This window comes from Clostridium lacusfryxellense (assembly GCF_018861735.1).
Taxonomy (GTDB): Bacteria; Bacillota; Clostridia; order Clostridiales; family Clostridiaceae; genus Clostridium_AD; species Clostridium_AD lacusfryxellense.
The window spans coordinates 20,981-42,328 of record NZ_JAHLEB010000007.1; the positions used below are offsets into that span (position 1 = coordinate 20,981).

Annotated in this window: 16 protein-coding genes and 1 other annotated feature (1 of these 17 running past the window's edge); of the genes, 13 read left to right on the forward strand and 3 right to left on the reverse strand. The window is 32.8% G+C overall.

The genetic code is table 11. From position 1 onward, the window contains the following. Positions 1 to 166 (forward strand) — a binding site (T-box leader) (it extends 69 nt beyond the left edge of the window). Between the two features lie 49 nt (positions 167 to 215). The 9 genes from KPL55_RS06110 to KPL55_RS06150 all read left to right on the forward strand — a co-directional run bounded on the left by KPL55_RS06110 (position 216) and on the right by KPL55_RS06150 (position 10,609). Beyond that, entirely contained in the window at positions 216 to 860 is a 645-nt protein-coding gene (locus KPL55_RS06110) for a class I SAM-dependent methyltransferase (protein WP_216305817.1), read from the forward strand. Then, positions 850 to 1,989, forward strand: a complete 1,140-nt coding sequence (locus KPL55_RS06115; protein WP_216305818.1) for a trans-sulfuration enzyme family protein — start codon at positions 850 to 852, stop codon at positions 1,987 to 1,989. Before KPL55_RS06110 ends, KPL55_RS06115 begins: the two co-directional genes overlap by 11 nt. Before the next feature lie 11 nt (positions 1,990 to 2,000). Then, positions 2,001 to 2,912, forward strand: coding sequence for a PLP-dependent cysteine synthase family protein (locus KPL55_RS06120; protein ID WP_216305819.1), 912 nt, complete (start codon positions 2,001 to 2,003; stop codon positions 2,910 to 2,912). 458 nt (positions 2,913 to 3,370) lie between these two features. Then, a complete protein-coding gene (gene thiS, locus KPL55_RS06125) occupies positions 3,371 to 3,586 on the forward strand; it encodes a sulfur carrier protein ThiS (RefSeq protein WP_216305820.1) in 216 nt (71 codons plus the stop codon). Continuing rightward, positions 3,576 to 4,406 (forward strand): HesA/MoeB/ThiF family protein, encoded by an 831-nt coding sequence (locus KPL55_RS06130; RefSeq protein WP_216305821.1) that lies wholly within the window; start codon positions 3,576 to 3,578, stop codon positions 4,404 to 4,406. The genes thiS and KPL55_RS06130 overlap by 11 nt, the downstream gene beginning before the upstream one ends. Positions 4,407 to 4,411: 5 nt before the next feature. Next, positions 4,412 to 4,825, forward strand: a complete 414-nt coding sequence (locus tag KPL55_RS06135) for a M67 family metallopeptidase (protein ID WP_216305822.1) — start codon at positions 4,412 to 4,414, stop codon at positions 4,823 to 4,825. A gap of 32 nt (positions 4,826 to 4,857) precedes the next feature. Continuing rightward, the gene (locus KPL55_RS06140) at positions 4,858 to 7,158 is read left to right on the forward strand and encodes a ferredoxin-like domain-containing protein (RefSeq protein WP_216305823.1); all 2,301 of its coding nucleotides are present in this window, start codon (positions 4,858 to 4,860) and stop codon (positions 7,156 to 7,158) included. Between the two features lie 40 nt (positions 7,159 to 7,198). Further along, a complete protein-coding gene (locus KPL55_RS06145) occupies positions 7,199 to 8,431 on the forward strand; it encodes an O-acetylhomoserine aminocarboxypropyltransferase/cysteine synthase family protein (protein WP_216305824.1) in 1,233 nt (410 codons plus the stop codon). A gap of 153 nt (positions 8,432 to 8,584) precedes the next feature. Then, complete coding sequence (locus KPL55_RS06150) at positions 8,585 to 10,609, forward strand: alpha-amylase family glycosyl hydrolase (RefSeq protein WP_216305825.1); 2,025 nt, start codon at positions 8,585 to 8,587, stop codon at positions 10,607 to 10,609. 95 nt (positions 10,610 to 10,704) lie between these two features. Here the strand turns inward: KPL55_RS06150 and KPL55_RS06155 are convergent, their stop codons facing one another. From KPL55_RS06155 to KPL55_RS06165, 3 genes are all read right to left on the reverse strand, one after another. Then, positions 10,705 to 12,141: a glutamate synthase subunit beta gene (locus tag KPL55_RS06155; RefSeq protein ID WP_216305826.1), complete on the reverse strand. Its 1,437-nt coding sequence runs from the start codon at positions 12,139 to 12,141 to the stop codon at positions 10,705 to 10,707. 22 nt (positions 12,142 to 12,163) lie between these two features. Further along, positions 12,164 to 16,684 carry a glutamate synthase large subunit gene (gene gltB, locus KPL55_RS06160; RefSeq protein ID WP_216305827.1) on the reverse strand — a complete coding sequence of 1,507 codons (4,521 nt, stop codon included), beginning with the start codon at positions 16,682 to 16,684 and terminating at the stop codon, positions 12,164 to 12,166. Between the two features lie 282 nt (positions 16,685 to 16,966). Beyond that, positions 16,967 to 17,683: an SGNH/GDSL hydrolase family protein gene (locus KPL55_RS06165; protein WP_216305828.1), complete on the reverse strand. Its 717-nt coding sequence runs from the start codon at positions 17,681 to 17,683 to the stop codon at positions 16,967 to 16,969. 444 nt (positions 17,684 to 18,127) lie between these two features. On the opposite strand from KPL55_RS06165, the gene KPL55_RS06170 reads away from it, so the two are divergent. The 4 genes from KPL55_RS06170 to cysC are packed head-to-tail and all read left to right on the forward strand — an operon-like array spanning position 18,128 to position 21,348. Next, positions 18,128 to 19,168 carry an aliphatic sulfonate ABC transporter substrate-binding protein gene (locus KPL55_RS06170; protein ID WP_216305829.1) on the forward strand — a complete coding sequence of 347 codons (1,041 nt, stop codon included), beginning with the start codon at positions 18,128 to 18,130 and terminating at the stop codon, positions 19,166 to 19,168. A 26-nt stretch (positions 19,169 to 19,194) separates the two neighbouring features. Next, entirely contained in the window at positions 19,195 to 20,034 is an 840-nt protein-coding gene (locus tag KPL55_RS06175; RefSeq protein WP_216305830.1) for an ABC transporter ATP-binding protein, read from the forward strand. After that, positions 19,988 to 20,740, forward strand: coding sequence for an ABC transporter permease (locus tag KPL55_RS06180; protein ID WP_312887234.1), 753 nt, complete (start codon positions 19,988 to 19,990; stop codon positions 20,738 to 20,740). Before KPL55_RS06175 ends, KPL55_RS06180 begins: the two co-directional genes overlap by 47 nt. A gap of 26 nt (positions 20,741 to 20,766) precedes the next feature. After that, positions 20,767 to 21,348 carry an adenylyl-sulfate kinase gene (cysC, locus tag KPL55_RS06185; protein WP_216305832.1) on the forward strand — a complete coding sequence of 194 codons (582 nt, stop codon included), beginning with the start codon at positions 20,767 to 20,769 and terminating at the stop codon, positions 21,346 to 21,348.

A 21,348-nucleotide genomic window follows, 5' to 3' on the forward strand; every position in this document is an offset into this window, starting at 1 on the left:
CTACCTAAATATATATGAAGTGCCCTTTGGAGTATGGACCCGAAATAATAGTAGGGGACTACGGGTTCGCCCGTTAAAGCGATAGAGCATTTAGTGCTTGGATTTAAGTGGGATTCTATATTTAATTAGAGTGGGATCGCGAGGTTTATATAGCTTCGTCTCTAAAAAGAGATGAAGTTTTTTGACGTCAAAAATAAATAAATGGAGGCAATATTATGAGTTCATTAGATTATTTTAACGAAATAGCAGAGAGTTGGAATGTAATAAGGAGTGAGTATTTTGAAGAAAGATTAAAGTACAAGGTATTATCAAAAACTAGTATAAAAGATAAGGTAGTGGCTGACCTTGGATGTGGGACTGGATTTTTATCCTTGGCTCTAGCCCTTGATGCAAGTATTGTGTTTTGTATAGATCAATCAGTGAATATGCTTAAAGAATCAAGAAAATTAATGGAAAGTAAAAAATTCGACAATGTATATCCAATAAAGGCATCCATAGATAACTTGGTTTTATTTGATGAATCTGTAGATGTTGTCTTTATTAATATGGCACTGCATCATGTAAAGGATGCTAAAAAAGCTATTGATGAGATGTTTAGAATAATTAAAAAGGATGGAACTTTAATAATTTCAGATGTTGAGGAGCACAATGGAGAGTGGGCAAGGGTAGAAATGTTTGATGAATGGTTAGGTTTTTCAAATGATCAGATTAAAGAGTGGTTAACAGATGCTGGGTTTAATAATGTTAGCATTGAGAACACAGATTTAAAATGTAAAGGGTATTCTAGTAAAGGTGAATTTACGGAGACTGGAATTTTCATTGCAGTAGCAAATAAAGGAGGAATAAATTATGAAATTTAATTCATTACTAATACATGGAGGAGTTGATGGTGACGAGTTTACAGGGGCTGTTAACATTCCTATATATCAAACATCAACGTACAAGCAAGAAACTTTAGGAGTAACTAAAGGCTATGAGTATTCAAGAACTGGAAATCCTACAAGAGATGCTTTAGAAAAACTAATTGCGCAGCTTGAGGGAGGAATTAGAGGATTTGCTTTTGCTTCGGGACTAGCAGGTATAACCGCAGTATTAACTCTATTTAAAGCAGGGGATAGAGTTTTAATATCTGATAATTTATATGGTGGAACATTTAGAGTACTAGACAAAATATTTAGCAATTTCGATATTAAATATTCAATTATAGATACCTCAGAATTAGAGCAGGTAAAAGATAATATTAAAGAGGATGTTAAAGCTATTTTTATAGAAACTCCTACAAATCCTCTAGCCGATATAACTGATATTAAAAAGGTATCGAATATAGCTAAGGAAAAAGGTATTTTAACAATTGTTGATAATACTTTTATGACGCCATATTTTCAAAGGCCGATTACGCTTGGTGCGGACATTGTTATCCATAGTGGTACTAAATATTTAGGTGGACATAGTGACCTAGTAGCAGGACTTGTTGTTGTAAATGATGAAGCTATAGGAGAAAAACTTCATTTTATTCAAAATTCTACTGGAGGAGTCCTTGGACCTTTTGATTCATTCCTTCTAATTAGAGGAATTAAGACAGTGGGGGTTAGAATGGATAGGCATAATAATAACGCAATAAAAATAGCCTTGTTTTTACAAAAGCGAGAAGAAGTTGAAAAAGTATATTATCCAGGACTTATTGATCACCCATCACATGAGGTTCATAAAGCACAAGCTTCTGGTTTTGGTGGTATGGTATCTTTTGTTATCAAAAAGGAATATGATTACAAAAAGTTTTTAGAATCATTAAAGATTATAACCCTGGCGGAGAGTCTAGGAGGCGTTGAATCCCTTATTTGCCATCCAGCTTCTATGACTCATGCTGCAATACCTAAAGAACTTAGAGATAAGGTAGGAATAAGTGATAATTTAGTAAGGTTATCAGTAGGGATTGAAGATGTTTCCGATATAGAAGAAGACCTAATTAATGCATTTAATTTTAAGTAGAGGTGTTAGTAGTGAAATATATAAATAGTATATTAGAGAATATCGGAAATACACCACTTATAAAACTAAACAATTTAGGTATAAAAGATGGTGTAAATATCTTTGCAAAACTAGAGGGGGAGAACCCAGGTGGTAGCGTAAAGGATAGAGTGGGTATTTACATGATACAAGATGCAGAAAATAGGGGCATACTTAAGCAAGGATATACAATTGTTGAAGCAACCGCCGGAAATACTGGTATAGGAGTGGCCCTTGCAGCTATAAATAAAGGTTACAATATAATATTAGTGGTTCCAGAAAAATTCTCTGTAGAAAAATTAACTTTGATGATGGCATTAGGTGCAACAATTGTTAGCACACCTAGGAGCGACGGAATGCTTGGTGCAATTAATAAGGCAAAAGAGTTATTGAATGAAATACCTAATTCTATTTCACTTAAGCAATTTGAAAATAATGCCAATCCAAAAGCTCATTATGAAACCACAGGTCCAGAAATATATGATGCATTAGAAGGTGAGATTGATTACTTTCTTGCTGGAGCAGGAAGTGGTGGAACCTTTAGTGGGGTTATGAAATATTTGAGGGAAAAAAACAAAAATATAAAAGGTGTTTTAGTTGATCCTTATGGGTCAATTATCGGTGGAGGAGAAGAGCACTGTTATGATATTGAAGGAATAGGAAATAATTTCCTGCCGACTACGATGGATATGGATTTAGTTGAGAGTGTTATTAAGATTACTGATACACAAGCTAAAGAGATGGTAAAGCTAATTGCACTTAAAGAAGGATTAATTGTAGGGAGTTCTTCAGGGGCGGCAATAGCAGCTGCTTTAGAACTTTCCAAAACAATTGATCGCGGTAATATTGTTATAATATTACCAGATAGAGGCGATAGGTACTTTAGTAAAAATATTTTTGATTAATAAATAGATGTTATGGAAAAGTGACGGGTTCAGTATATAAATTGTCAAATAGTTTAAGTGATAAATTAAATTTAGTTGCAACGAATAGTAGCAGTGATTATAAAATTATGGATAAAGTAAGTAAAATTTCACATGAATTAAAATAAAGTATATTAAGATTTAAAACACAAGAGTATGAAATACGTGCATTTACTAAACCGTGGATGCACATTTTTCAATTAAAGACCTACTAAACCAATACGAACAATAAAAATTTATTGTGAAATAGAAGAAATAGTTTGAATTGTACACTTATTTGTATTAGAATGAACTATGTGAATATGGTTTAATTCAAAGTTCAATAAAAGCTCAAATTAGAAATTAAAGAATAAGGAACATTTTCAATTGAAAAAATATAGAGAGTTAACAGCAATTATTAAAAAAACAATAAGATTATTGAAACTATAGGAGGAATAAATATGAATATTAAAGTGAATGGTGAAGCAAAAGAAATTAAAGATGGTGTTAGTGTAACTGATATGTTGAAAATTGAGAATGTTGAAATGCCAGATATGGTGTCTGTTCAATTGAATGGTGAATTTGTGGAGAGAGAAAATTTTCCTAAAACTATATTAAAAGAAAATGATGAAATAGAAGTTTTATACTTTATGGGAGGCGGAAGCTTTGGACTTTAATGAAGAGCGAATTGAAAGATATTCAAGACATATATTATTAGAAGAGGTTGGAGTTGAAGGACAAGAAAAATTACTAGAATCGAAGGTGCTAATTATCGGAACCGGAGGCCTCGGAGCTCCTGCTGCTATGTATTTGGCTGCTGCAGGAATAGGAACAATAGGCCTTGTAGATGGAGATGTGGTAGATCTTTCAAATCTTCAAAGACAAATTATACACCAGACTAAAGATGTGGGTAAACTTAAAGTTGAATCAGGCAAAGATACTATAAATGAGCTTAATCCAGATGTAAATGTTATTACCTACAATGAATTTGCAACATCTGAGAATATATTAAGAATTATAAAAGATCAGGATTATGATTTTATAATAGATGGAACGGATAACTTTGCAGCAAAATTTCTAATAAATGATGCCTGCGTACTCGCTAAGAAACCATTTTCTCATGCTGGTATTATTAGGTTCCAAGGTCAACTTACTACTTATATTCCAGGAAACAATACTCCTTGTTACAGATGTATATTCCAATCACCACCACCAGAAGGTATGGTTCCAACATGCAGAGAGGCCGGCGTTTTAGGGGTAATGGGTGGAGTTGTTGGAACTCTTCAAGCAACTGAAGCTATTAAATATATACTAGGACTTGGGCAAACACTAGCAGGATATTTATTAACTTATGATGGACTTAAGATGGAATTTAAGAAAATAAAAATAAATCATAATAAAAGATGTGGAGTTTGTGGAGATGCGCCAACTATAACTGAGCTTATAGATTATGCTAATCCATCGTGTGATTTAAAAACGGGAAAGTTAAACGGATGATTAATATGATATATATAGAAGATTTAGAACTTCAAAGGATTATTGCGCAGGCAAAACATGAATTCCCAAATGAGTGTTGTGGATTTTTATCAGGAACTAAAAGTGGCGATACGATTAATATAGAAAAAATATATCCACTTACAAATTTAGATAAAAGTAGTGAACACTTCTCAATGGATCCAAAAGAACAATTTAATACAATAAAAATTATAAGAGGGGAAGAGATGATATTTATTGGAAATTATCATTCTCATCCATATACTCCTTCAAGGCCATCTGAGGAAGATATAAGACTAGCCTATGACCCAAATATAATTTATGGAATTTTATCACTTGAAAAAGAAGAACCAGTTTTTAATTTATTTAAGATAACTAAGGACGGGGTTCTTAAACTTGAATACCAAATTATTAATAAATAAATTCTAATAAGTATAAAGGGGAGCGATTAGGGATGATTACAATTAATGACGAGAGTTACAAAGTTATAGAAGACTTTAAAGAAAAAGCTAATCAATACATAGCTGGAAGACTTGATCCTATTAGATTTAAGGCATTTAGAGTATCTATGGGTGTATACGAACAAAGAACTTCAGAAAGTTACATGGTAAGGACTAGAATTCCTGGTGGCGTAATTACTTTAAAGCAGTTTCAGGGTATAAGCGATATTGCAAATAAGTATGCAGCTGGTAAGGTACGTTTTACATCAAGACAGGATATTCAATTTCAAAGCGTAGCAATAACAGATGTCTATAAAATTATGAAGGAACTTATAGAGGTAGGTATTATTACAAAAGGAACTGGTGGAAACACAGTGAGAAATGTTGAATGTTCTCCTCTTTCTGGAGTTTCAATGGATGATGTATTTGACGTAACTGAGTATATGAAAGAAGTTACTAATTACTTACTTAAAGATCCTAGTACTATGAATCTTCCAAGGAAATATAAAATAGGGTTTTCAAACAGTGCAGAGGATACTGGAAATGCTACAATATCTGACCTAGGTTTTATTGCAAAAATTGAAGGCGGCACAAAAGGCTTTGAGGTTTACGGTGGTGGAGGGTTTGGTGGAAATCCAAAAGTGGCACTAAAACTTGAAGACTTTATAAACGCTAAAGATGTAATATATTATGTTCAGGCAATGAAGGAACTCTTTGAAAAAGAGGGAGATAGAAATAATAAACACAGAGCAAGAATAAGATATATTGTAGAAAGGCTAGGAAAAGAAAAATTTATCTTAGCATTTAATGAGGAGCTAAACAGGATAAAAGCTGATAGAAATTTAGATTTAATAATAAATATTATTAAAGAAGAAAAAATCATTGGAAATGCCAAAGCTACCGAGATAGATAAGACTTATAATAATAGCTTATTCCCACAAAAACAAGAAGGGTATTCTTGTGTGTATGTACATCCAGAAGGAGGAAGTCTAGAAACAAAGAATCTTCAAAGTATTTTAGATTTCGTTTCTAAATTAGATTATAGCGTGTCTGTAAGACTTGCTAATACTCAGAGCTTTTTTGTTAGAGATTTATTAGAGAGTGATGCAAAGAAGTTACTTGAAATAACAGCACCTTTTTCATCAAACTTTAACATATACAATTCAGTAACATGTGTTGGAGCATCAACATGTCAATTGGGACTTTGTTTGTCACAAAATCTCTTAAAGGCAGTAATTGAAGAATTTAAAGAACTAAGTGATGATATTAAAGCATCTCTACCTAGAGTGTATATATCTGGATGCCCTAATTCCTGTGCAAGACATCAAATAGGTAAAATAGGACTTAGTGGAAGAGCTAAAAGGACGGATGACGGCCTAGTACCTTCTTATTCTGTATCATTTGGTGGCAGTATTGGTTTTGGCGTTGCCAAAATGGGAGAGGTATATGGGGATGTTCCTGCGAAGAAGGTTCCAAAGTACCTAGTAGAATTAGCTAAACTTAAAAATGCTTCGGGGTATGAATGTTTTGATGAATTTATAGAAAATAAAGAAGCTGAGATAAAAGCATTAATTAATGAATATGCTGTTATAGAAACATTTAAAGTGGATCCTGATCTTTATTATGATTTTGGATCAAATGAAAAATTCTCTATAGAAGGAAGAGGACCAGGAGAATGTAGTACAGGAGTGTTTGATGTCATTAAACTTGATTTATCAAATTCAGAAAACTCTCTTCTTAAATATAAAAATAGCAAAGAATCACAACATCTTTATGATGCCTGCGTATCTTCAGCTAGAACTCTTTTAGTATTAAAGGGAATAGATACAGCAAAAGATAGAGAGATTTTCAAAGAATTTAATAAAAATTTCATTGAGACCGGATTTGTTAAGAAAGATATAGTTATTCTTTTCGATATATTAATTGATTATAAAATCGGAGATGTACTTGATTTAACAAGTTATGCTCAAGAGGTTGAGTACCTTTATAATAAAGTGAAAGCAATGTACGAATCTTTAAATGGACAGCTTGAAATAACTCTCCAAAAGGAAATTGATATCGAGAATTCTATTGAGGATTCAACTATTAAAGAATTTGAAATTATTGATTTTAGAGGCGTAAAATGTCCTATAAACTTTGTAAAAGTTAAGATTCAATTATCCAAAATAAAGTCCGGTGAAAAAAGAGGATTTTATTTAGATGACGGCGATCCTATAAAAAACGTTCCTTTAAGTGTTGAAAAAGAAGGTAACAAGATAATATCAATAGATAATAATTATGAAGGCTACAATTTGATTGTGGTTGAGAAAAAATAAGTGAAAATAGAACATATTAAATAAATGTTAGGGGTGTAATATGAAATTTAGCACTAAATTAATACATGGTAATTTAAAGATAGATGAAACAGGGGCTACTAATACACCACTGCATTTATCAAATGCTTTTGCTCACACGGCTGCAGAGGAACTAGAAGGAATTATGAAAGGTACAAGTATGGGATTTGCTTATACTAGAATCTCTAACCCTACGGTTACATCTTTTGAGCGAAGAATAGCAAGCATAGAGGGCGGGTTTGCTGCTACCGCAACTGCATCAGGCATGAGTGCTATTTACCTTGCAATAATGAATGTAGTTGAAAGTGGAGATGAGATAATTGCCTCAAGTGGTCTTTTTGGAGGCACATATACGCTTTTAAGAAATTTAAAGAGTTATGGAATAAAAGTTATATTTTTAGAAACTATAAATGAGGAAAGTTTAAAAAATGTTATAAATGACAATACTAAAATTGTATTTGCAGAAACTTTAGGAAATCCAAAACTTGATGTGCTTGATATAGAGTCTGTAGCTAAGGTTTGCAATGATAATAATGTGATTTTTATTGTAGATTCTACTATGACAACTCCTTATCTTATAAATCCAATTGAATATGGAGTTGATGTTGTAATACATTCAACTTCTAAATATATAAATGGTACTTCAAATTCTATTGGCGGAGTAATCGTTGATGGAGGAAGTAGTAAGTATAAGGATGTTAAGTATAAGAATTTTAATGAGTATAGCAAAAAGTTTGGTAAAATGGCCTATACTGCGAAGCTTAGGGATACTGTAGGCAAGGATATTGGAGCGGCGCTATCACCTTTTAACGCTTTCCTAAATCTAACTGGAGTAGAGACATTATCACTTAGAATGAGACAACATAACTTAAATACTATGGCAGTGGCTAAATTTTTAAGTATTAATAGTAAGGTGGCATCTGTAAATTATCCGAATTTGCCAAGTTCTAAGTATTATACGCTTGCACAAAAGTATTATAAAAATGGAGCTAGTGGAGTTTTGACATTTAGGCTTGGAAGCAAGGAGAATGCATTTAATTTTATAAATAATCTTAAAATGATATTAAATATCACAAATATCGGTGATGCTAAAACTTTAATTATTCATCCGGCGTCTACTATTTGTGCTAATAATACGCAGGAAGAAAAAGAGCAAATGGGTGTTTATGATGATTTATTAAGGCTTTCCGTCGGGATAGAAGATATTGAGGACATACTAGTTGATGTAGAAAATGCATTAAAATTCGTTAATTAGAATAATCAGTTAAGGTGATGTTAAATCACTTTAACTGTTTTTTATTTATTTATTTGTTAAATAAACAAAGGAATTGACAATATATAGTCGAATTAGTATACTAGTAATAATAATTTCATTAAAAAAAATTATGTATACGAAAGGAATCTATTTATGATTGATAATAATAATGATAGTAAGAATATAAAAATTATGCAGATTGATCCATACCTAAAACCCTTTGAAAAGGATATTAAACTTAGAGTAGAGAGCTATAAAGTTACTAAAAAGAAAGTACTTGGTAGTAATCAAAGTTTCAAGTCTTTTGCAAATGGAGATTTATTTTATGGATTTCATTTAACCGCTGATGGATGGGTTTATAGGGAGTGGGCTCCTAATGCTGATGCTCTATATTTAATTGGTGATTTTAATAATTGGAATCCTCAATCTCATCAATTACAAAAAATAGAAAATGGGAATTGGGAAATCTATTTAGACGGTGCGCAGGCACTAAAACATATGTCTTATGTTAAAGTAAGGGTTGTTGCTAATGGTGTATCAAGAGATAGAATACCTCTCTATATTAAGAGGACGGTTCAGAATCCTAATACTCACGACTTTGTAGGACAAATTTGGCAACCAGATTATGAGTTTGAATGGAAAGATAGCAATTTCCATATTGAAAATACAAAAACATTGTTCATATATGAGGCACATGTAGGAATGGCTCAGGAAAAAGAAGGTATTGGTACATTTAATGAGTTTACAGAAATTATACTTCCAAGGATAGCGGCTGAGGGGTATAACACAATTCAGCTTATGGCTGTAATGCAACACCCGTATTATGCATCCTTTGGGTATCAGGTATCTAATTTCTTTGCTGTTTCATCATGGTTTGGAACTCCAGATGAGCTAAAAGCATTAATTAATGCTGCTCATATTATGGGAATTGCAGTATTACTTGATATAGTGCATTCTCATTCTATTAAAAATATATCTGAGGGTATTAATGAGTTCGATGGAACAGACTATCAATTTTTTAATGCCGGAACTCGCGGAAGTCATCCGGCTTGGGATACAAAATTATTTAATTATGGAAAACCTGAGGTTCTTCATTTCCTTTTGTCAAACATTAAGTTTTGGCTTGAGGAATATCATTTTGATGGATATCGATTTGATGGTGTATCATCCATGTTGTACCATCATCATGGACTTGGAGTAGCATTTACTGATTATAGTAAATACTTTAGCTTGGATACGAATATAGAGGCAATCACATACCTTCAATTTGCTAATGACCTTGTGCGGCAGGTAAAGCCAGGTGCAATAACAATAGCTGAGGATATGAGTGGTCTGCCTGGAATGTGTTTGCCGGTGGATTTTGGTGGTCTAGGCTTTGACTATAGGTTATCTATGGGAGTTCCCGATCTTTGGGTTAAAATACTAAAAGAAATACCTGATGAAAAATGGAGTATGGGACAATTGTGGCACGAGTTAACTAGCAGAAGACCTAGTGAGAAAAATATAGGATACTCTGAATCTCACGATCAGGCACTTGTAGGTGACAAAACATTAATGCTCCAACTAGGTGGAAAAGAAATGTATTCTCATATGCTTAAAACAGATGATAATATAATAATAAGAAGAGCTATGGAACTTCATAAACTAATTAAGTTTATTACTATAACTTTGGGGGGAGAGGGCTATTTGAACTTTATGGGTAATGAGTTTGGTCACCCAGACTGGATTGACTTCCCAAGAATCGGAAACAATTGGAGTTATAAATATGCAAGAAGGCAATGGAGTTTAATGGAAAATAAAGAGCTTAAGTATGATTATTTAGCCAATTTTGATAGAGAAATGTTGAGTTTAATGAAAAGACATAATGTTTTAAGCTCAACTGATTTGCAAAATCTTTGGACTGATGAGGAAAATAAGTTACTTGCCTTTAAAAAGGGTGGATTGGTATTTTTATTTAATTTTAATACTGATATTTCTTATCCAGAATATGAACTTCCAACTGATGAAATGGGTGAATTTGAAGTTGTGTTTAATAGTGATGAACTTATGTTTGGTGGACTTAACAGAATTGGGACAGATTATATCTATAATGCTAAAAAATTAGGTGGAAAGGGCAATAAGCCTGGGGTAGTAATATACTCTCCAAGTAGGACTGTACTGGTTCTAAAAAAGGTGTAAAATAAATAAAAATAATATAAAAGGGGCGGTTCACTAATATATTCTCGAAAGATACGAGTTTATATTAATGAACCGCCCTAGATATTATAAGCTTATTATCCCCTTAATGAAGTTTCGCCCATTAAGTACTTATCAATATTTTTAGTAACTGCTCTGCCTTCACATATTGCCCAAACAACTAATGATTGACCTTTTTTCATATCACCAGCTGCAAAAACACCTTTCAAATTAGTCATAGAGTTGTCATCTACAATAACATTTCCTCGACGATCAAATTCTACTCCTAAATTTGTAAGAAGTCCTTCATGTTGTGGATGTAAAAATCCCATTGCGAGTATTACTAAGTCAACTTTAAGCTCAAGTTCTGAGCCTGGCACCTCAACCATTTGTTGGCCACCTTTTTCACTAGTTATCCATTCAACTTTAGATGCGTGAAGTGTATTAACTCTGCCATCAACACCGGTGAATTTTCTAGTAGTAATATTCCAATCACGGTTACATCCTTCTTCATGAGAAGTAGTAGTTTTTAACGTTCTAGGATAAGAAGGCCATGGCATTGAATCATCTCTATCTACAGGAGGTTTAGGCATAATTTCATATTGATATACGCTCTTAGCTCCTTGCCTTATAGCAGTTCCGATACAATCAGAACCTGTATCTCCTCCGCCTAGAACTAGGACTACTTTGTCTTTAGCAGTTATTTCTTCATCTACTATTTCTTTTCCTGAAACTCGTTTGTTTTGTTGTTTTAGGTAATCCATAGCAAAATGTACACCCTTAAGTTCACGTCCTTCAACATTTAAATCTCTAGGAATAGTACTTCCACCAGTTAAAGCCACTGCATCGAATTCAGATAAAAGACGCTCAGAGCTATAATCAACTCCTACATTTACATTAGTCTTAAACTTAACTCCTTCGCTAGCCATAAAATTTACTCTTCGCTCAACTATATCTTTGTCTAATTTGAAATCTGGTATTCCATATCTTAAAAGTCCGCCTATTTCATCGTCCCGCTCAAACACTGTAACATCATGTCCTACAGAATTAAGTTCAGCAGCGGCAGAAAGGCCAGCTGGCCCAGAGCCGACTACAGCAACCTTTTTACCGGTTCTTACTCTAGGTGAAATAGGTTTTGTCCATCCTTCTTCAAATGCTTTTTCTATTATATTGAGTTCGATTTCTTTTATTGCAACTGGATCTCTATTAACACCTAATGTACATGAACCTTCACAAGGGGCAGGGCACACTCTTCCAGTAAACTCTGGAAAGTTATTTGTTAGAGCTAGCCTGTTATATGCTTTTTCCCATTTTTCTTTGTATACCATGTCATTCCAATCTGGAATTAGGTTTCCTAGAGGACAACCCCAGTTACAAAAGGGAACACCACATTCCATACACCTTGCACCTTGCTGGCGTAATTTTTCAACTGGAAATTTTACAAATAATTCTTTGGAGTCCTTAATTCTTTCCTTTACAAGGCGCTTTTTTGCTGTTTCTCTTTTAAATTCTCTGAAACCATCCAATTTTCCCAAATTTAACACCTCCCTATATATTCTATTTGCCTTCTAATATTGCTTTGTACGCGGTTGGTATTATTTTCTTGAATTTTAATTTATATTCGTCCCAATTTTCTAGGATCTTAGCTGCTTTATGACTGTTAGTTGCTTCGAAATGTTCTTTTATTATGGAGTAAAGCTGTAATGAATCTGATTCTGAAGTTACTTTTTCTACTTCAATCATTTCCATATTACATTTTGAAGTTAGCGTTTCATTCTCATCGATAACATATGCTATACCGCCGCTCATACCAGCTGCAAAATTCCTGCCTGTTCTTCCAATAATAACTACAACTCCACCTGTCATGTATTCACAACCGTGGTCTCCAACTCCTTCAACTACAGCTTGTGCTCCTGAATTTCTTACAGCAAAACGTTCACCAACTAGTCCATTTATAAATAACTTACCAGAAGTTGCTCCATAAAGAATTGTATTACCTGCTATGAAATTCTCATCTTGCTTAAAGGTACAATTTTCTGGTGTCTTCACAATTATTTTAGCACCTGATAATCCCTTACCAACATAGTCATTTGCATCTCCTACTAATTTTAGTGTTAATCCATTAGCTCCAAATGCTCCAAAACTTTGACCAGCTGCGCCAACAAAATTAAATGTTATAGTATCGTCTGGTAGTCCAATAGCTCCAAATTTCATAGCAATTCTTCCACTAAGCATTGCGCCAACAGAACGATTGACATTCTCAATTTCTAAATTAGAGGTGCTTTTCATTCCGTTTTCAAGTGAAGCTTTTGCCATTTCAATTAATTTAAAATCTAAAGAATTATCTAATCCATGATCCTGAGCTATAACACAGTACCTTTTAATTCTCTTTGGCATATCTGGTTTGTACAGGATATTTGATAAATCTAAATCTTTTGCTTTCCAATGAGCTATTGCTTTCTTCTGACTGATTTTATCTACGCGGCCTACCATTTCATTCATAGTTCTAAAACCAAGTTTAGCCATATGCTCTCTTATTTCCATAGCGATAAATGTAAAGAAGTTTACCACATACTCTGGTTTTCCTTTGAAATTCTTACGAAGTTCTGGATCTTGAGTTGCTATTCCCATATCGCAAGTATTTAAATGACAATTTCTTAGCATTGTACATCCTAGTACTACAAGTGCAGTAGTTGCAAATCCAAATTCTTCTGCGCCAAGAAGTGCTGCTATAACAACATCACGACCTGTTTTAAGCTGACCATCAGTTTGAACTGTTACTCTGCTTCTTAAATTATTTAAAAGAAGTACCTGTTGGGTTTCGGCAAGGCCTAGCTCCCAAGGTAGTCCGGCATGTTTAATTGATGAAAGTGGGGAAGCACCAGTTCCGCCATCATGACCACTTATTACTATAGCATCTGAATGTGCCTTAACAACTCCAGCAGCTATAGTTCCAACGCCTAATTCTGAAACTAATTTCGTACTTATACGTGCACGAGGATTTACGCTTTTTAAATCATGAATAAGTTGAGCTAAATCTTCAATAGAATATATATCATGATGAGGTGGAGGGGATATTAAATCAATTCCAGGGGTTGAGTGTCTAAGTCTTGCAATATTTGCATCAACTTTTTTGCCTGGAAGTTGTCCACCTTCACCGGGTTTTGCTCCTTGAGCTATCTTTATTTGTAATTCATCTGCATTTACAAGGTACTCTGCAGTAACTCCAAATCTAGCAGAAGCTATTTGTTTAATTGCACTTCTTCTTAAATCACCATTTTCATCAACTATGAACCTTGAAGCGTCTTCTCCACCTTCACCAGTATTGCTTTTTCCACCAAGTCTATTCATTGCTATAGCCATAGTTTCGTGGGCTTCTTTACTGATTGATCCAAAGGACATTGCGCCAGAGCAGAATCTTTTTACAATTTCACTAATCGGCTCTACTTTTTCTATTGGAATCTCGTTTCCATAATTAAGTTCAAACAAACCTCTAATTGTACATAAATGTTTATCTTGATCATTTATAATTTTAGAATATTCTTTATATAAGTCATAATCATTTGTTCTTGCAGCAACTTGAAGTTTGAAAATTGTATCAGGGTTAAATAAATGGTATTCACCATCTTTTCTCCAAGAATATTTACCGCCAACTTCTAGTTCTGCTATAGGTTTTCTTAACTTGTTGAAAGCATTTTTATGTCTAATTAATACTTCTTTTGCAATTGTATCTAAACCAATTCCACCAATTCTTGAAGGAGTTCCACCAAAATGTTTTTCAAGTAACTCGGAGCTTAGTCCAACTGCATCAAAAATCTGAGCTCCATGATAACTTTGTATAGTTGAAATTCCCATTTTTGATAATATTTTAAGAAGTCCTTGGGAAATTGCATTTATATAGTTTTCGTGTGCTTTTTCTTTAGATAGATTTTCTAAATCACCTTCGCTAATAATATTATCAATAGACTTAAGTGCAAGATAAGGATTAACACCTGTGGCACCATAACCAATTAATAAGGCAAAATGCATGGTTTCTCTTGCTTCTCCAGTTTCTACAATGATAGATACAGAAGTTCTGGTTTTTTCTCTAGTTAAATGCTGCTGAACAGCTGATAATGCAAGTAAACTTGGAATCGCAGCGTCATAAGAATCAACTGATTTATCACTTAGAACAATGATGTTGTAGCCTTCTTCAATCCTTGCAGATGCACGAGCACAAAGTTTATCAAGGGCATCTTTAAAACCTTCAATTCCAGTGTCTGCTTTAAAAGTTATTGGAATTGTTGTGGTTTTAAATGCGTTATCTTTCAAATTTTTAATTTTAGCTAGTTCTAAATTAGTCAAGATAGGACTACTTATTTCTATAAATGGATTATCGTTAAGTTCTTGATTTAAAACATTATCTTGAGAACCCACAAAGTTCATTAAAGACATAACCATTTTTTCTCTAATTGGGTCTATTGGTGGATTAGTAACTTGAGCAAAAAGTTGCTTGAAATAAGCAAATAGAAGCTGTGGTTCATTTGACAATACAGCAAGAGGTGTATCGTTTCCCATAGAACCAATTGGTTCCTTACCATCTTTTGCCATCGGAGCCAAAATAATTTTCAAATCTTCTAGTGTATATCCAAAGGCTTGCTGCCTTTCTTTTAATATTTCTTTATCTATTTTAACTTCGTCAATTACTGCATCAAAATCTTCTAGGTAAAGTTTATTTTTTGAAATCATTTCACCATAAGGTTTATTTGTGCAGATTTTCTTTTTAACTTCTTCGTCTTTAATTATTCTTCCTTCATTTGTATCAATTAAAAACATCTTTCCTGGTTGAAGTTTACCTTTTTTCTCGATATCCTCTGGTTTAAACTTAAGTACACCAGCTTCAGACGCAAGAACAGCAAAACCATCTTTTGTTATTACATATCTTGCAGGCCTAAGTCCATTTCTATCTAAGGTGGCACCTATTCTAATACCATCTGTAAATGCAACAACTGCAGGCCCGTCCCAAGGTTCAATTAAAGAAGCATGGTACTCATAAAAAGCTTTCTTATAATCTTCCATACCATCATTCGTCATCCAAACTTCAGGAATTAACATCATCATGCTATGAGGAAGAGATCTACCATCCATCTTTAAGAGTTCTGTTATATTGTCAAGGGAAGCTGAGTCACTTCCATTAGGACTTATAATAGGAAACAATTTCTTTAAATTTTCTCCATATACTTTAGATTTTAGAACTCCTTCGCGGGCATTCATCCAGTTTCTATTTCCTCTAATTGTATTTATCTCACCATTATGAGCTAAATATCTAAATGGCTGGGCTAAATCCCAAGTTGGAAATGTATTTGTACTATATCTCTGATGAACAAGGCAGAGTGCACTTTTGAAATTTATGTCTTGTAAATCTACATAGAAGCCTTTTATTTGTTCTGCAAGTAATAGTCCTTTGTATACAATGGTCCTACTAGAAAGACTACAGATATAGAAATATTCTGTGCTTCTATCAACTAATTTGACTACTTCTTTTTCTGCTCTTTTTCTTATAACATAAAGTCTTCTTTCAAACTCTTCTTGAAGTTCATCGTCTGTTAGATCATCATCTTTAAAAGTTGACCCTAGAAAAATCTGTCTTATAATTGGTTCAGTTCCTTTTGCTGTATCACCAATATTTCTATTATCGATGGGAACGGATCTCCAACCTAATATTTTCTGGCCTTCTTCTTCTGCAATTCTTTCAAGTATGCCTTCGCATTGAAACCTTAGCGCAGGTTCTTTTGGAAGGAATACCATTCCTACTGCATATTTACCTGCTCTTGGAAGTTCTAGTCCTAAGTTGTCGCAACTAATTCTAAAAAATTCATCAGGAATTTGTACAAGAATACCTGCACCATCTCCGGTTTTAGGATCTGCTCCAACTGCACCTCTATGTGTTAAGTTCACAAGAACCTTTAATCCCTTTTTTATAATTCCGTTAGTTTTTTCACCTCTGATATTTGCTACAAAGCCAACACCACAATTATCTTTTTCAAAAGCAGGATCGTACAATCCTTGCTTTTCAGGATAACCAATGCTATTATTCACAATATTACCCCCTTTTTATTATATAAACGATTATATAAATTGTACCACGATTCTGTAAATATGCAAGTTTCATTTTTTTATAATTCAAAATTACCAATTTACACACTATAATTAATTATTCTACAAGAAAGTAGATATAATTCAACTAAAGATATAATTGGTAGTGAGTATATTTTATTTATATTCATACATAGCTGAGTATAGTTATCATATTTTTATATATAAAAATAGAAGGGAGTTGAAATTTAATTTCAACTCCCTTCTATTAAATAATATGATATTTTATTTTTGTAATAAAAAGTTATAGTTTTCTTTTATAAAATTTAATATTGTATTTGCAATTAATGATTGTCCTTCAATGTTTGGATGGATTCCATCCCTACATAAAAATTTACTGTAATTGTTATACTTTAGAAATTCTGATCTTACATCTATAAGTACGGTATTAGTTTCAATAGCTACTTGCGTTATAGTTTTACTATAGGAATTATGCCAATTGAAAAGAGTTTCCTTTGTACCTAACCAATGTAGAATATTCATCTCGTTAGTATTATCTTCTTTTGAAATCCATTTAAAATATTTTAAAGGATCAAGTGGTGGTAGTGTCATAAGTACGGGCAATATATGGTTGCTTTTTAATGTATCTATCATAGCGAGTAGTGTTTCGCGAAAAGTTATTATATCTGTGTTTGGTTTGTATTCCATGTCAGGATTTTTAGCGATGTCATTCCAATTATAGTCACAGTCATTACCGCCAAATTCAATTAATACTATGTCAGGGGACTTTTTTATAACATCATTGTACATCTTACGTGCACCCCTTATTATAGTACTACCAAATTTACCTGCATTATATACTGGACCTTTTATTTTATTTTCAATGATGCTCGTAAAGTTCTCTTTTAAAATTGCATATTTAGATTTTTCATCATCGTAAATAATGCCCTTTGTAATAGAATCACCATATGCTAAAAAAACATAATTATCTTTTATCTTCATAATACTATACCTCCATAAAACTAAATTCTAAATTATAAGTAAAAAAAATTGATTTAATTAATTTACTTAATGTATATTAACAATATATCACATGAATGTCTATAATACAATACGTAGTTATGAAAACTATATATCAAATTTAGGATTTCTTATTTTTATATAACATCTATATTTCCTTCATAACATCTACATAATTATTTTCTATAATATAGTTAGTGTAGTTTGTGTTTATACATTAAGAAGTATGTAAATGAGTTATCGATTTAATAAATATTATGTTTTATGTTGACAATTTATTAAACTAATGATAACATACACCTAACCTATAGGATAAGTATGTAAACCCTATAAGGACAATATTAAAGATATTAAGAATTGATATCATTTTTATTATAACAGGATGTTTATTGAATATTATACTAATATTAAATAGAGGAGGACAAGATGAAGAATCAAAGGGTCTTTAAATTTTCGTCAACACTATTGGTAGGCCTTTCATTAATGGTGGTATTGGCAGGATGCTCCTCTAAAAAAGTAAAAAGTGATAATGTTAGAGTAGGGTACTTCCCAAGCATAACCCATTCTCAAGCTCTTGTAGGTCGCGAACAAGGAAGTTTTCAAAAGGCTTTAGGAACATCAAAAAAAATAGAATGGAAATTATTTAATGCAGGACCAGCAGAAGTAGAGGCACTTTTTGCAGAGGCTATTGATATAGCTTATATAGGACCTGGGCCAGCAATTAATGGATATGCAAAATCTAAAGGTGATATTCAAATTATTGCAGGGGCAACAGATGCAGGAGCAATATTTGTATCTAAAAAAGGATTGATTATTAAGGATATGAAAGATTTAAGCGGCAGGAAAATTGCAGTTCCACAGTTTGGAAACACTCAGGATTTGACGCTTAGACATTTAATGTCTAAGAATGGGTTAAAGGATACAACAAAGGGTGGAACTGTTGAAGTAAGGCAAGCCTCAAATGCAGATATTCTATCTCTAATGCAAAAGGGAGATATAGATGCAGCTTTAGTACCAGAACCTTGGGGTTCAAGGTTAATAGAAGAAGCAAAAGCAAATATTATTTTAGATTATAAAGATTTATTTAGAGAAGGAAACTATACCACTGCTGTAGTAGTTGTTAGAACTGAATTTTTAAAATATAATCCAGAAATTGTTGAAAAATTTATAAGAAACCATGTAGAAGTAACAGACTATATTAATAAAAATCCAGAAGAAGCTAAAGTTATAGTTAATAAACAAATTACTGAATTAACTAAAAAAGGATTATCGAAAGAAATTTTAGATAATTCATTTAAAAGATTAACAATTACAAATAATCCAGAAAAAGACTCAGTTTTAGATTTTGTTAAATTTTCACTAGATGAAAAGTTTTTAAAAATAAAGCCAGATACTAAGGATTTATTTAATCTTGCTATTTTAAATAAGGTTTTAAAAGAAAAGGGATTAGAGCAAATAAAATATTAGTATAAATAAAATTAGAGGTGATAAATGTGGGCCTTATAGTTAAGGACGTAAGTAAGGAGTTTATTTCAAAACATAAAAAGACAAGCACACTTGAAAATTTTAATATAGAAATAAAAAAAGGTGACTTCGTATGTATATTAGGCCCTTCTGGTTGTGGTAAATCTACTTTGCTAAATATTTTAGCAGGACTTGAAAAGGCAACTAAAGGCGTGGTTGTACTTAACGGTAATGAGATAACTGGGCCAGGACCGGATAGAACAGTTATGTTTCAGGAGGCTGCATTATTTCCTTGGCTTAAGGTTATTGATAATGTAGAATTTGGAATGAAGATGGCTGGTATTTCAAAGGAAGTTAGATACGAGAAAGCAATTCATTATTTAAAAATGGTACATTTATCAAAGTTTCAAGATTCCTACGTGTATGAGCTTTCAGGTGGTATGAAGCAGAGAGTTGCACTAGCGAGGGCACTATCTCTTGATTCTGAAATACTTCTAATGGACGAACCTTTTGCGGCACTTGATAGTCAGACTAAAATGATGTTACGGCAAGAACTTCAGCGTATATGGGTAAATACTAAAAAAACAATTGTGTTTATTACGCATGATGCAGAAGAAGCAGTTTATTTAGCAAATAGAGTTGTAGTTATGGCAGCGAACCCAGGACGTATAAAACAGGAATTTGCTATAGAACTTTCAAGGCCAAGACAAATGGAAAGTTGTGATATTACTTATTATACTTCCAAAATAATGAAAGCATTAAAAGAGGAGGTGGAGAAAGTTGCAAAAGCAGAGTACGACGGTGATTGGAATATTGAAGAAAATCCTGTTCTATATTCTTCTGATACTGATATGGGAAGGGATTTATAAATTAGGTGTTGATATTTTAAGAATTTGGAGACCATATATTTTACCTTCACCTATAGATGTTTTTAAGACTTTGGCAGTTCTAATTGAAGACAATACAATAGGAATAGCAATTATTGCAAGTTTAAAACGAATTATAGTGGGTTATTTTATTTCAGTAATAATAGGAGTTTCTCTTGGACTTATAATTGCTAGATTTAAATATTTAGAAGAAAATTTAGGACCACTAATTTTAGGACTTCAGACTTTACCTAGTATTTGTTGGTTGCCGTTTGCTATTCTTTGGTTTGGACTTAGTGAGGGTTCGATTATTTTTGTAATTGCAATTGGTTCAACATTTGCCGTTGCTATGTCAGTTAAATATGCAATAAAAAATGTTAATCCCTTATATATAAGAGCTTCAAGAACTATGGGAGCAAAGGGTAGTAAAATTTATACTCATGTAATATTGCCGGCGGCACTCCCAGATATAGTTAGCGGACTTAAGCAAGGTTGGTCTTTTGCCTGGAGAGCTCTAATGGCTGGTGAAATGCTTTCTTCTACAAAGGGGCTTGGACAGGTGCTTATGGTTGGTAGAGATTTAGCAGATATTAGCCAAGTTGTAGCTGTAATGATAGTAATAATAGTTCTTGGTTTATTAGTGGATAAACTTGTTTTTGAAAGGCTTGAGAAAAATATGAGACATAAATGGGGTCTTGATAGAGTTTAGTTAAAAAACTATGGAGGTGAAAGCGTATGAGTATTAAAAATCTAACATGGCATGATACATCCGTAAGTAGAGAAAAAAGGGAAATATTACTTAAGCAAAAGGCTAAGCTTTTGTGGTTTACTGGGTTATCAGGTTCTGGAAAGTCAACAGTTGCAAATGCCTTAGATATAAGATTAAATCAGAGAGGCGCGGCAACTTATCTACTTGATGGTGATAATATTCGCCTTGGCATTAATTCAGATCTTGGATTTTCTCTGGAAGATAGAAATGAGAATATAAGGCGAATTAGTGAAATTGGCAAATTATTTGTAGATGCAGGCCTAATAACTATAGCTTGTTTCATATCCCCTCTGAAAGTAAATCGTCAAATGGCAAGGGAGACCTTAGGAGAAGATTTTATTGAAGTATTTGTAGATTGCCCAATAGAGGAATGTGAGAAAAGGGATCCTAAAAACTTATATAAAAAAGCTAGACTTGGCGAAATTAAGGAATTTACAGGAATAACATCCCCTTATGAAAAACCTGAAAATCCAGAGATTATTGTGAATACAAAGGATCAAACAATAGATCAATGTGTAGATAAAATATTAGATTATTTAAGGCTATAG

Bases quoted from the DNA above. Each gene is read 5' to 3' on its own strand.
- KPL55_RS06110 (WP_216305817.1), top strand. From the start codon at position 216: ATGAGTTCATTAGATTATTTTAACGAAATAGCAGAGAGTTGGAATGTA.
- KPL55_RS06140 (WP_216305823.1), top strand. From the start codon at position 4,858: ATGATTACAATTAATGACGAGAGTTACAAAGTTATAGAAGACTTTAAA.
- KPL55_RS06115 (WP_216305818.1), top strand. From the start codon at position 850: ATGAAATTTAATTCATTACTAATACATGGAGGAGTTGATGGTGACGAG.
- KPL55_RS06145 (WP_216305824.1), top strand. From the start codon at position 7,199: ATGAAATTTAGCACTAAATTAATACATGGTAATTTAAAGATAGATGAA.
- cysC (WP_216305832.1), top strand. From the start codon at position 20,767: ATGAGTATTAAAAATCTAACATGGCATGATACATCCGTAAGTAGAGAA.
- KPL55_RS06165 (WP_216305828.1), bottom strand. From the start codon at position 17,683: ATGAAGATAAAAGATAATTATGTTTTTTTAGCATATGGTGATTCTATT.
- thiS (WP_216305820.1), top strand. From the start codon at position 3,371: ATGAATATTAAAGTGAATGGTGAAGCAAAAGAAATTAAAGATGGTGTT.
- KPL55_RS06150 (WP_216305825.1), top strand. From the start codon at position 8,585: ATGATTGATAATAATAATGATAGTAAGAATATAAAAATTATGCAGATT.
- KPL55_RS06135 (WP_216305822.1), top strand. From the start codon at position 4,412: ATGATATATATAGAAGATTTAGAACTTCAAAGGATTATTGCGCAGGCA.
- KPL55_RS06170 (WP_216305829.1), top strand. From the start codon at position 18,128: ATGAAGAATCAAAGGGTCTTTAAATTTTCGTCAACACTATTGGTAGGC.